The organism is Commensalibacter sp. M0355 (assembly GCF_016101365.1).
Taxonomy (GTDB): domain Bacteria; phylum Pseudomonadota; class Alphaproteobacteria; order Acetobacterales; family Acetobacteraceae; genus Commensalibacter; species Commensalibacter melissae.
In genome coordinates, this window is sequence record NZ_JACFQQ010000004.1 from 85537 (window position 1) to 98417 (window position 12881).

A 12881-nucleotide genomic window follows, 5' to 3' on the forward strand; every position below is an offset into this window, starting at 1 on the left:
AATTTTTTTAATTATTGTTCATATTCACTTTCTTGTTCCTTTTCTATTTATCCATTTCATATGATAATCAGTTGAATATTGATTATGAGATCAATTTATATAAGGTAGGATAAATGGCTTATTGGTCTATTCTTGGTAGTGGTGTTACAGGATTGTGTATTGCAACAGCTTTATATGAAAAGGGTGAAAAAATAGAGGTTGTTGAAAATCCAAATATTCAAGCCGCATCATATTTTGCCGGCGGTATGTTGGCACCATTTTGTGAAGGGGAAAGTGCACCAGATATTGTCGTAAAAAATGGACAATTATCTGTTGAGTGGTGGGATAATCATGTCAGTAATGTAAAAAAAACCGGAACCATTGTCATTGCGCCGCCTCGAGATATGTCTGAATTAAGACGGTTTGCCAATATGACCATTTGTCATGAATGGGTTGATCCAGGTAAGATAGAAAAAGATTTGAAGGGTCGTTTTTCTGAGGGACTGTTTTTTTCTTCTGAGGCCTTTATCGATCCTCGCTTGGCCTTGCAGGAACTAAAAGAAAATTTAAAAAATAAGGGTGTTAGTTTTCATACGGGTTCGCCCAAAGGAAAGATCATTGACTGCACTGGTATGGCGGCAACCAGTTCATTAAAAAATTTACGGGCTGTTCGTGGTGAAATGCTGATTTTTGAATGCCACGAAGTTAATTTTTTACGTCCAATTCGTTTATTGCATCCGCGGTTTCCCTGTTATCTTGTACCTCGGGCAAATGGCCGATTTATGGTAGGGGCAACAATGGTGGAAAGCAATGATGATAGTCCCATAAGTGCTAGGGCCCTGATAGAAATGCTGAGTTCAGTATATGCAATTCATCCAGCCTTTGCTGAAGCAAGGATTATAGAAACAGGAACAGGATGCAGACCCTCCTTTCCTGATAATATTCCACAGATTATTGAACAGGATGGTAAATTTTATATTAATGGCATGTATCGACATGGCTTTTTACTTGCTCCGGTTCTGGCATTAGATTTTGTGAAGAAAATTTTGGGATAATGAAAATGAAGTTATATTTAAATGGCGAATTCATTACAACACAGGTAAAGACTTTGGCAGATTTGCTGAAGGAAAAAAATATGGATGTATCTTGTGTTGCCAGTGCGATCGACGGAAATTTTATTCCTCGGGCACGTTATGAGGAGACCCAGCTGCAGGAAAATATGAAAATCGAAGTTGTATCACCAATGCAGGGAGGTTAGTTGTGCAATTTTATAATCAAAATCTTCATTCAAGATTGTTATTGGGTACTGCCGGTTACCCTTCGCCAGATATCTTGATACAAGCCATTCATGCTTCAGAGGCAGAAATTATAACTGTCAGTTTACGTAGGGAAGGGGTGGGAGGTTCTGAATTTCGTCAGTTAATAGCAAAAACAAAAAAAAGGTTTCTGCCAAACACGGCAGGATGCCATACCGTGAAAGAGGCCGTGACAACAGCGCAGATGGCACGTGAAGTTTTTGAAACAAACTGGATTAAGCTGGAAATTATCGGTCATGCGGATACTTTACAACCAGATCCTTTTGCAACAGTTGAAGCTGCCAGGATTTTGTCAAAAGAAGGGTTTGAGGTTTTTCCTTATACGACCGAGGATTTAATTGTTGGTGAAAAGTTATTAGAGGCAGGTTGTCAACTTTTGATGCCATGGGGGGCACCGATTGGATCTGGACAAGGTTTGCGTAATATTGAAGGATTAAAAACAATGCGTCAATATTTTAAAAATATTCCCCTTATTATTGATGCGGGGATTGGAGCGCCAAGTCAAGCAATCCAAGCGATGGAAATAGGTTTTGATGCAATTTTACTAAATACGGCAATTGCGAAATCAAAAGATCCTATTCTAATGGCGGATGCTTTTAACAAAGCTATTTTAGCGGGACGGATAGCATATAAAGCGGGATTAATGGAAAAGCGTAATATGGCCTATGCCTCAACACCAGCATATGGTTTGGCGGATCTATCATTATAATGGAAAAATTTTATTTAGTTACAGAGTCTGTTTCATTGATTAAAAAATTATTGCCTGTTGGGGTTAAATTGATTCAATTACGAATTAAAAATATGTCTCAACCGGATTTGAGGCAAAATATTATGGAAGCAAAAATCTGTTGTGAACGTTATGGTGCGCGATTGATTTTGAACGATTACTGGGAATTGGCTTTAGAATTGGGTATAAATTTTGTTCATTTAGGACAAGAAGATTTATTAAAAGCAGATTTTAACAGGATACGAAATGCAGGAATTCAATATGGGATTTCCACACATGATAGATCTGAGTTGGAAATTGCGTTGAAGCTTTACCCTGACTATATTGCATTGGGACCAATTTATCCGACTGTATTGAAGAAAATGAAATGGCATCCGCAAGGGTTATCAAAACTGAACAGATGGAAACAGAGAATAAGAAATATTCCTTTGGTTGCTATCGGGGGATTAACAGTTGAACGGATTCCTTATGTTCTGAAAGCGGGTGCAGATAGTTTGGCAGTAGTAACAGATATTAAGACTGCGTCAGATCCAATCAATCGTTATAATGCTTGGCAAAGACAGATTAAAAAGGTCATCAATTAATGGAAAAACGGTTTAAAAAACAGATAATGTTATCTGAGGTTGGTATCGAAGGTCAGGAGAGATTAAGAAAAGCCCGTCTATTAGTTGTAGGATGTGGTGGATTGGGTAATACGGTTTTACCATTACTTAGTGCAGCGGGGATAGGTTTTATAAGGGTTTATGACCATGATATTGTAGAGGAATCTAATTTACATCGACAATATATGTACTCTAAATCTGATCTTTGCAAACATAAAGCTTTGGTAATGCAGAATATTTTATATCGTCAAAATCCAGAGTGTCATATCGAGGCTTATGCTCAAAAATTAAGTTTTTCATATATTTCTGATGCAATGCGTGAAATTGATCTGGTTATAGATGCGGCTGATAATTTTATGGTGACGTATCTTCTTTCTGACAAATGTTATGAAATGAATATTCCCTTTATAAGTGCTTCTGTTCTGGAATTTCAGGGATATGTAGGGGCTTTTTGTGGTGGTGGGCCAAGCTATCGCTCGGTTTTTCCAAAACCTTCGTTTTCGAACAATAATTGTAATAATATTGGAGTAATGGGACCTGTTGTTGCGATTATGGGATCAATTCAGGCAGAAATGGCTATAAATATAATATTAAAGCTTTCCAAACCGACATTAGGAAACTTGTTCCATATAGATTGCATTAACTGGAGAGTTGGTCAGATTTGTTTTGATGATGCGGAAGAACCTGAACAAAAAACAATTATTTCATTATTGGATAGGGAAAGTCTCAAAGTTGATGATTATTTGGTTGAATTACGGGATGAAATTGAAGCTCCAATCAGTGTTAATTCTCATGTTGTTCGGGTGAAATCTGAAAATATAGAAAATAGTAATTTTCCGACCGATCGACGAATAATATTTATTTGTAAAACCGGGATACGAGCTATTAAAGCAGCATATCAGTTACAATTTAAGGGTTATACAAATTTGGGCATCATAGCGGATTAACTTTTTTAAAATATTATTTATATTAAATTCTAATAAATTGTAATTTAATAATACAAAAAACGTTATATTTTAATTCAATTAACAAAAATTTTCAGCAAATTTAACGATTATTGTTTGTAAATATAATTGTAATGGTATTCTTGAATATATCGAATGTTTTTAATAATAATAAATAATAATATATCATTTTCAGTTAAATATAAGATTTGATTAATTAAATATTAAGATTTAAATATGCGTTTTTAAAATATTTTATTTAAGTATAAAGAGGAAATATTTTACGGTAATGTATTTTTTTATAAAAGATAAAGAAGATGCGTTTAAAATTATATAGTTAAATGTTTAAGGATTAACAGGCATGATACATAGAATAGGGTATAGTTTGAATTTGTTGAATATAATTCTGACCAATTAATGTTGATGAAACGATTACTTTACGTCCATCTTGTGTATCTGGTTTACGTTTAACGAGTTTTAATTCTTCTAAACGATTAATTGCCTTGGTTACAGCAGGTTTAGAAAGATTTAATGTTTTAGAATAATAATCGACACTCGCTTCAATCGCTTCGTTATAAACCAAGGATAAGATTGCAAGTTGACGAACGGTAAGTGCAAAATGACTACTGGCAGAATTTTTAATAATTTGAAAAGAAAGATTCATTTTAATTAATATCCTTTTTGAAAACAAATAAATAAGGTTTTTCAATTAAGTATTGATATAACAATGATTTTTTGTGTTATGCTTATATTTTATAGGGAAAAAAACCGTCGTCAACAATTTTTGGTAAAAATCCCGCAAATGCAATGAAACGAATCGTTAACAAAAATAAATCTTTTAATTCTGTAATTTTATTCTTTGAATAGTGTTATGATAACAACCAATGACAAGACTTTGAATTGTTACAGATGGTGTAACATTATTTTTGGAGTGAAAAGGATTTGAACGTGGTAAAATTATAGGGTGTGTAAAATTAGGATTGTTACTATAAGGCCATAGGAAAATTTTTCCATTTTCTTTTATTTCAACTATTTTAAGGGTTTGCTCATAACAATTTGTTAATTTATCATAACGAATGGTAACAACACATTCACCATCTTTAGGAGCTCTTTCTAAATCAGAAAAGTTGACAGCAATGATTATAGACCCTTTAGGGTATAACAAATTCATTGATTCATCCATGATATTCAAGGCAAAGCTTTTTGTATTTTTAAATTCAGGATTCTCAGGAACGGGAAAAATAATCCATTCGGATCGTGGCCATTCTATTTTCTGAATCCATTGACAGGCTTCTATGTTTCCTTTGATATAGATTATTTTTAGAGAAATAAAAGGGTTTTTTAAAGTTAAAGATGGAGGGAAAGATTGTGGATTCAGGGCGTTCAGAAAATAGTCAATACTGACATTTAATGAATTTGCTAACTTGATTAACTTGTCAACTTTGGGAAAATTACCATTTCTCCGCATATCTCTAATGAAATCTGGACTTATACCAGCATTAATACATGCCTTGCGTTCACTAATATTTTTTTCTTTTATGATGTTTTCAATGTTAAATAACAGCTTTTTTATGTTCATTTTTAAAGAATAATACCATACTAATTAATTAATTATATGTGGTATTTTAACCGGAATATAAATTATAAAGGTTAAAATACCGTACGTTTATTCATTATTGCAATTTAAATTGATGAAGGATAGCAATTTTTTATAGAGAGATTTTAATTATTCAAATTATAGGATATGATCTACATAACTCATTGATATTAAATATTTTTAATGAATGAATCAAATAAAAGCTAAATTATGATCTTTCATGATATTAATATAATTTATTTTATATCTAATATTTTTGAAGTTGAGCAAAAATTTCTATCATAATAAACGAGATTATCGTTTTTATCGTTTTTATTGTTGATATTAATTATATTAATATTCGTGAAAAAAAGTGAATGTGTACCGTATTCTTTAATTTCATTTATTTGACCTTTCAAATAAACCAATGCACTTTTAAGATATGGTGGGTTTTTGTTAGTTTTTTGCCATTCATCTTGTAAAAATCTTTCTTCCATATTAATTTTTGTAATTCCGGCGAAATGTTTTGCTGCATCCAGATGTTTGGAAGAAAGAATATTGATACAAATATTTTGATTATTTTTAAATATTTGATTTACTTTACTTTTTTTATTGATACAGACTAATATTGTTGGAGGGGTGTCGGTTATGGAACAAACTGATGTTGCGGTAATCCCGTGTGGACCAGTATTTCCATTAGTAGTTATAATGCAAACACCTGCAGCTAACTGCGACATAGCATCACGGAAATTTTTCTGTTCTTGATTTAAAATAGATAAGTTCATTTAATATCCTTTATATAAAATAATAATTAATTATTTCATTTATAAAAAATTAATAAAATATCTATTTAAAGGCAAATTAAATTATATATGCATTTAAAATTTTAGTTAGTGTAATGAATATAATTGCATAAAAAATTTTAAAAAATAGATTGTTAATAGATTAAAAAATTAATAATTTATCAAAATATTATTTTTGCTTGATTTTTTTTTAAACAGTGTTAATTGATTGAAAAGATAAGGAAGGTGCTGTTTTAAATAATGAATATTAATAAAAATTTATGAATATGGAAAAGCAGTTATTTCTTAAAAGATGGTTTAGTATTATATATCTAAAATAATTTTAATATATAATAACAATTAACATTTTATTTGAATTAGTTATTATTAGAATAAAGGAACAGTAGTAGAATTAATAAAAGGTTTAATTACAATATATAGCCATTCATTAATTTAAATAAAATTTATGAGAATATGTCATTAATTGCAGAATTAATATGAATAGGAACTGAAATGAGTGGCTTTATAAATAAAGTTGTTTTGATTGGTATTTTAGCCAAAGATCCAGAAATAAAAATGATCCAATCTGGTGATAATATAGCGACTTTAGTCCTAATGGTAAATGATAGCTGGGAAAATCGACGTACAGCTCAACAAATCAACAAAGTTGAGTATTTTAAAGTTGTCGTTTTTAGTAAAAATTTGATTAAACAAATTGAAACTGTCATCAAAAAAGGGGATCAGTTATACATTGAAGGACAATTAAGAGTTCGGAAATGGTACGATGAACAGAAAAATAATCATTATAGCGCAGAAATTGTTCTTTTCTCTCACAACGGAATATTAGTATTGTTGAATGATAATAATATAAAAGAGGAATTATTAATTAATCAAGAGGCTTCATTATAATTAAAGAAGGCCTTTTATGAAAAAAAGTATAAAAAAACGGATTAATAAAAAAAAATTACCCTTTATTGTACGTAAACATCATCTGGAAGCACAATATAATTCAGGAAAACTAATAATTGATGTTGGTATTGATCCTCAAAATATAAATGAAAAAGTTACACGATTACGACGTAAATGTGTTTATGATGAGATGATGAATCGTGGTAGTATAAGTGTTACCCAACGTAATTGTGCTGAACGATATGCCATTTTGTGTGAAAAGGCTTTCGGACAGAGCAGTTCAATTTACGCACGTATAAGTCATTGGTTGAAAGAAGGAAAAATAAGTGGTGGAAATTGGGAACCAATACCTTCACAACATGATGCATACAGTAAATTATTATCTATATGGCAAGAAATTGGGCGTTATCATCTTGATATTTTGAATATGATTATTTTGGGAAATATGAAATGTAAAGAAATATCCCAATTACTTAAATTGAATTTGAACTATACTATGGGTCAGGTTCTATCAGCTTTTATTTTATTAGAAGAAGCTTTGGAAAAAAAATAATATTACGATAAAATTATAACGTATATAATTAGTAGTTTAATCAGATGGAAAAGTTTTAATAATTTTTTATTGGGCAGCCTTTAGGCTGCTTTTTTATGCCCAGGTATAATGATATGTGTCACAAGTTATATAATTATCATACGTGGAATAAGCTCTAATTCAATTTCTTGTCAAGGTGTATTTTTATATATTTTCGAAATGATATTGAGCTCATCTTGATTGTGTAGGAAAAACATCTGGTGTTTATAAATTGTCCAGGATGAATGTAACCTTCATGGAAAGGATGGGCTGAAATAAAATGTTCTTTTCAAATTGATGGCTGGACATCAACTGGATCTGATAGTTAGTAATGATAGTTTGTATCCGGATGGAAGAAATTCTTGTTTAAGTCAGGATATTAATACGGAAGATGCCTTTAATTAAAATTTAAAAAAAACTATTCGTAAAAATTTCATTTTATTTATTTTGTAAAGAAATTTTGAATGAAATTATGATATCATACAAGTAATCTTAAAATTTCTGTTACGGAATTATCGATTTATGGATGGATCTTGTTAGATCGTCTATTTAACTAAATAATATTGGCATTCATATTTTGAATGGAAATCATTATGAGATCTTTAAGTTCAGCTGATAATTTTGTTAAAGAAGCGATGAAGAAAAGGGGTGATAATTATTACCCAAAATTTCATATTGCCGCTCAATATGGTTGGATTAATGATCCAAATGGTTTAATTTATATTAACGGGAAATATCATTTTTTCTTTCAACATTATCCTTATAAACCTATATGGGGGCCTATGCATTGGGGGCACGTTGTCAGTGATGATATGGTTCATTGGGAGCATATGCCAATTGCTCTATATCCTGATCAGGAATATGATCGGGATGGTTGTTATTCAGGTTCAGCTGTAAATAATAATGGTATACTAACCTTATTTTATACAGGTCATAGATTTTTTGAGAAAACCGGTGAAGATTCACGAATTTGTCAAGTTCAATGCATGGCGACCAGTATAGATGGAATTCATTTTACCAAACATGGACCTGTTTTATATCCTCCAGAAGGAATAGTTGATTTTCGGGATCCCAAAGTATGGCGAGCTCGGGAAAAATGGTGGATGGTTGTGGGGGCAAAAGTAAATGATTTGGGTCAAGTGAGGTTATATCAATCGGATAATTTAAAAGAATGGCAATTTAGATGTATCCTACATCAGGCAAAAGATAGCGTAGATGGTTATATGTGGGAATGTCCTGATTTTTTTAGTGTTAATAATAAAGATGTGTTAATTACTTCACCTCAAGGTATGCCTGCTCAGGAATATGATTACCGTAATTTACATCAAAGTGGTTATTGTATAGGTCAATGGGAAAAGAATGGAACTTTTTCTATTGAAACTTCATTTAGAGAAATTGATCATGGTCATGATTTTTATGCCCCCCAGACATTTGAAGCTGCTGATGGGCGTAGAATTATGGTCGGATGGATGGAGATGTGGGATGCGCCTCTTCCTAATCAATCCGAGGGTTGGAGCGGCGCGTTAACCTTGCCTAGAGAAGTTTCATGTAATGAGATTGGTAAATTATATTGTAAACCAATTGTAGAATTGGAATTACTTAGAACAGATTACAAAAAATTCGAATTGATTGCTTTAAATAATGAGGTTTATTCATTAGATGAAACATATCAAGAGCTGAAGCTATCGATTGATTTGACTGCTAGTTCAGGTAGGTGTTATGGTTTAAATATTGAAAGTGCTGGAAGAATTAGTGTTGATTCAGCTTTGAAGCGGTTAATATTTGAGCGACATAGTTCTGATTATGAATTACAATCCTGTCGAAGTATTTCTTTAAAGGGAATGTTACGAATAGACTTACATATTTTTATTGATGCCTCTTCTATAGAAATTTTTGTTAATGAAGGTGAATATAGTTTAACTAGCAAGATTTATCCGGTTTCTGACCAAAAAAAGTTAACGTTATTTGCTGAGAAAGGGACCGCAATTTTTAAAAATATAGAAGAATGGAAATTGGATTCAATTTTTAAATAATCTGAAAGTTATGATTTTGATGATGAGAATAATTTTTCAAACTATCTTCTCATCATCATGTTAAATAAAATTTATCAAAAAACTATTATCTAATATTTTAATTTGGGTCCTGCTTGATAGATAGTTTCAGAGACGTTAAATTTCTTGAAATTATCAATAAATTGTTGCGCTAAATTTTGTGCGGCTTGATCATAAGCTTGTGGATCTTTCCAACAGTTGCGTGGATTTAGAATTTTATTTTCAACATTAGGTATTGCAGTGGGAATATCCAGATTCATAATTTCAAGATGCTCTGTTTTTGTTTCGTTAATAAGGTCATTTTGTATCGCATGGATAATTGCTCTCGTTGTTGGAATTTTGAACCTTTTACCTACACCATAACCACCTCCTGTCCATCCTGTATTAACCAAATAAACATGCGAATGAAAATTTTTAATGCGTTTGATTAAAAGTTCTGCATAGACTTGTGGTGGACGTGGAAAAAAAGGTGCACCAAAACATGTTGAGAATGTGGATTTGATTCCTGAACCGGATCCTATTTCCGTTGATCCAACCAATGCGGTGTATCCAGAAAGAAAATGGTATGCAGCTTGTTCATGATTTAGAATGGCAACAGGTGGCAAGACGCCGGTTAAATCACAAGTCAAAAAGATAATTGCATTAGGTTCACCCCCTTTGTTATTTTTTGCTCGTTTCACAATGAAATCACGAGGGTAGCAAGCTCTTGTATTCTGAGTGAATTGTTCATCATTGTAATCAGGCTCACGTGTCGCTTTATCTAATACGACATTTTCAAGAACACTTCCAAAACGGATGGCTCGCCAGATAACGGGCTCATTTTTTTCACTAAGATGAATACATTTTGCATAGCATCCTCCTTCAATATTAAAAACTGTTCCTGCACCCCAACCATGTTCATCATCTCCAATCAGGTAACGGTGTTCATCGGCTGAAAGTGTTGTTTTACCTGTTCCTGACAATCCAAAAAACAAGGTTACATCACCTTTTTCGCCAATATTTGCTGCACAATGCATGGGTAAAACGTCTTGCTCAGGCAAAAGAAAATTTTGCACAGAGAACATGGCTTTTTTCATTTCCCCGGCATAAGGCATTCCTGCAAGTAAAACTTTTTTTTGAGAAATGTTAATGATGACAGTTCCCTCAGAATTGGTTCCGTCTCGTTCAGGATTGCACTTGAAACCGGGAGCGTTGATAATTTGCCATTCAGATAGTCGTTTTGGATTATAAATATCAGGATTGATGAAAAGACATCTTCCAAACAGGTTATGCCAGGCGGTTTCGGTAATCATTTTGACGGGTAGATAATAATTTTGATCAGACCCGACATGAACATGAGAAATGAAACATGCTTGTCGATTGATATAATCCTCGACATGTTTCCATAAGGTGTCAAATTTATTTTCGGAATAAGGTTGGTTAATTTTACCCCAATTAATCGCATTTTCTGTTATGGCTTCTTTAACGATAAAACGATCAGCCGGGGACCGTCCGGTTCGTTTGCCCGTTTTTACTGTTAACGCACCATTAGCGGCCAATTTTCCCTCATTGCGTTGAATGGCTAACTCAACAAGTTCTGCGATGCTAATATCTGTATAATGTTTAACGTGATTCATTCAATATTTCCAACGGCATTATCAGGTTTAAAGATAAAATTATGAATTATATGCAGTCGGTTGTTTAATCACATATATGCTATTATTTATCTATTTAAATTATCAAAAAGGGTTTGTCATGATTATAATTGTTAAAATTCTTGTTCAAGATCGTTATTTTTGGAAAAATCATATGAATGTATTCAAGGGTTATTGAAGAATGATACAAATAGATCCTTTTATCTGTTTAAATCAATATTTATTTAAAAAAATATTATTCTGATTTTATTATCACTTAAATTTGAATATAATTACGAAATTATATCGATTTTTTTTAAAAAAATTTTCGATTATTCGATTCGATTTTTAATAATGATTGTTGATATTTTTGAATTGTATTACATTTATTTCGTAATTTTCGATAAACAGATAATTTAACGAAAAACAAATCATCATAAATGATGATTTGACATCATTTTTCATTTTTATATCGGATCATAAATAATGAGTAAAAACACCAATTTTGAAACCTTGGCTATTCATGCGGGGGCAACACCTGATCCAGTAACAGGGGCAAGAATAACACCGATTTATCAGACTACAGCTTATGTTTTTAAAGATGTTGATCAGGCAGCCAATCGCTTTGCCTTGACAGATTCGGGAAATATTTATGGTCGGATTACGAACCCAACCCAGTCTGTATTGGAAGAACGGGTGACAGCACTGGAGGGAGGAAGTGCAGCATTGGCAACTGCTTCTGGACATGCTGCAGAGTTTTTAACCTTTCATACCCTGATGGAGGCAGGGGATAATTTCATCGCCGCCCGTCAATTATATGGTGGTTCAATTAACCAGTTTGCCCAATCTTTCAAATCATTTGACTGGCATGTTCGTTTTGCTAATATTAACGATTTATCCACTTTTGAAAAAGCAATTGATGGTCGGACAAAGGCGATTTTTATTGAAAGCTTTGCAAACCCTGGTGGTATAATTGTTGATATAGAGGCCATTGCAAAAATTGCTTATGCCAATCATATCCCTTTGATTGTGGATAACACCATGGCGACGCCTTATCTGGTTCGCCCTTTTGCACATGGTGCCGATATCGTGATTCATTCCCTGACTAAATTTATGGGGGGACATGGAAATTCGATGGGCGGCATTATTGTTGATGGTGGTAAGTTTGATTGGAAAAAAGATAACAAATATAAAAAAATTACAGAGCCACGACATGATTATGCAGAGTTGGTTATTGCGGATGCGGCAGGTTCATCGGCTTTTGCAATTGCTGCGCGTGTATTGGGTATGCGTGATTTTGGTCCAACAATTTCTCCTTTTAATGCATTTTTGATCTTAACGGGAATTGAAACCTTACCTTTGCGTATGCAGCGTCATTGTGACAATGCAAATGTGGTAGCTCATTATCTGGCTAATCATGAAAAGATTGCGTGGGTTTCGTATGCTGGATTGCCTGATAATAAATATCATGATTTGCAGAAGAAATATGCGCCTAAAGGGGCTGGATCAGTATTTACCTTTGGAATAAAAGGAGGATATGATTCAGCTGTCCGGTTTGTCTCTTCGTTAAAAATGTTTTCTTTATTGGCTAATATTGGAGACACGCGTTCCTTAGTCATTCATCCTGCATCGACTACACATCGTCAATTAAGTTATGAACAAAAAATTGCTGCAGGAGCGGGACCCGATGTGATTCGTCTATCGATTGGTATCGAAAATGTAAATGATATTATTCAGGATCTTGAACAGGCCTTGGCACTAAGTTAAGATAAAATATAGAATAAGAGTTATTGATTTTTAAAAATACCCCT

General features: G+C 32.6%; 13 protein-coding genes. 9 read left to right on the forward strand and 4 right to left on the reverse strand.

What is annotated here, in order from left to right:
• Positions 1–113 precede the first annotated feature (113 nt).
• Genes H3T44_RS07905 through H3T44_RS07925 form a run of 5 tightly spaced genes read left to right on the forward strand, consistent with a single transcriptional unit; the run spans position 114 to position 3571 of the window.
• A complete protein-coding gene (locus H3T44_RS07905) occupies positions 114–1034 on the forward strand; it encodes an FAD-dependent oxidoreductase (RefSeq protein ID WP_198196834.1) in 921 nt (306 codons plus the stop codon).
• A gap of 5 nt (positions 1035–1039) precedes the next feature.
• Complete coding sequence (gene thiS, locus H3T44_RS07910; protein ID WP_155565035.1) at positions 1040–1237, forward strand: sulfur carrier protein ThiS; 198 nt, start codon at positions 1040–1042, stop codon at positions 1235–1237.
• A gap of 2 nt (positions 1238–1239) precedes the next feature.
• Positions 1240–2004, forward strand: a complete 765-nt coding sequence (locus H3T44_RS07915; RefSeq protein ID WP_198195128.1) for a thiazole synthase — start codon at positions 1240–1242, stop codon at positions 2002–2004.
• Positions 2004–2606, forward strand: coding sequence for a thiamine phosphate synthase (locus tag H3T44_RS07920; RefSeq protein WP_231504052.1), 603 nt, complete (start codon positions 2004–2006; stop codon positions 2604–2606). The genes H3T44_RS07915 and H3T44_RS07920 overlap by 1 nt, the downstream gene beginning before the upstream one ends.
• The gene (locus tag H3T44_RS07925; protein WP_198196835.1) at positions 2606–3571 is read left to right on the forward strand and encodes a HesA/MoeB/ThiF family protein; all 966 of its coding nucleotides are present in this window, start codon (positions 2606–2608) and stop codon (positions 3569–3571) included. Before H3T44_RS07920 ends, H3T44_RS07925 begins: the two co-directional genes overlap by 1 nt.
• 349 nt (positions 3572–3920) lie before the next feature.
• Here the strand turns inward: H3T44_RS07925 and H3T44_RS07930 are convergent, their stop codons facing one another.
• From H3T44_RS07930 to H3T44_RS07940, 3 genes are all read right to left on the reverse strand, one after another.
• Positions 3921–4232, reverse strand: coding sequence for a MarR family winged helix-turn-helix transcriptional regulator (locus H3T44_RS07930; protein ID WP_110439455.1), 312 nt, complete (start codon positions 4230–4232; stop codon positions 3921–3923).
• 174 nt (positions 4233–4406) lie between these two features.
• On the reverse strand, positions 4407–5147 hold the full coding sequence (locus H3T44_RS07935) for a S24 family peptidase (protein ID WP_198196836.1): 741 nt from the start codon (positions 5145–5147) through the stop codon (positions 4407–4409).
• A gap of 254 nt (positions 5148–5401) precedes the next feature.
• A complete protein-coding gene (locus H3T44_RS07940; protein WP_198185496.1) occupies positions 5402–5929 on the reverse strand; it encodes a flavin reductase in 528 nt (175 codons plus the stop codon).
• A gap of 510 nt (positions 5930–6439) precedes the next feature.
• Between H3T44_RS07940 and ssb the strand changes: the two genes are divergently transcribed.
• The 3 genes from ssb (at position 6440) to H3T44_RS07955 (ending at position 9439) form a co-directional block, all read left to right on the forward strand.
• Positions 6440–6835 carry a single-stranded DNA-binding protein gene (ssb, locus tag H3T44_RS07945; RefSeq protein WP_122123133.1) on the forward strand — a complete coding sequence of 132 codons (396 nt, stop codon included), beginning with the start codon at positions 6440–6442 and terminating at the stop codon, positions 6833–6835.
• A gap of 16 nt (positions 6836–6851) precedes the next feature.
• Positions 6852–7388, forward strand: a complete 537-nt coding sequence (locus H3T44_RS07950) for a hypothetical protein (RefSeq protein ID WP_155567767.1) — start codon at positions 6852–6854, stop codon at positions 7386–7388.
• A 611-nt stretch (positions 7389–7999) separates the two neighbouring features.
• A complete protein-coding gene (locus H3T44_RS07955) occupies positions 8000–9439 on the forward strand; it encodes a glycoside hydrolase family 32 protein (protein WP_198196837.1) in 1440 nt (479 codons plus the stop codon).
• An 89-nt stretch (positions 9440–9528) separates the two neighbouring features.
• Here the strand turns inward: H3T44_RS07955 and H3T44_RS07960 are convergent, their stop codons facing one another.
• The gene (locus tag H3T44_RS07960) at positions 9529–11073 is read right to left on the reverse strand and encodes a phosphoenolpyruvate carboxykinase (protein ID WP_198196838.1); all 1545 of its coding nucleotides are present in this window, start codon (positions 11071–11073) and stop codon (positions 9529–9531) included.
• 483 nt (positions 11074–11556) lie between these two features.
• Here H3T44_RS07960 and H3T44_RS07965 point away from each other — a divergent pair, with 483 nt between their 5' ends.
• A complete protein-coding gene (locus tag H3T44_RS07965) occupies positions 11557–12837 on the forward strand; it encodes an O-acetylhomoserine aminocarboxypropyltransferase (protein WP_198196839.1) in 1281 nt (426 codons plus the stop codon).
• The last annotated feature ends 44 nt before the right edge of the window (positions 12838–12881 follow it).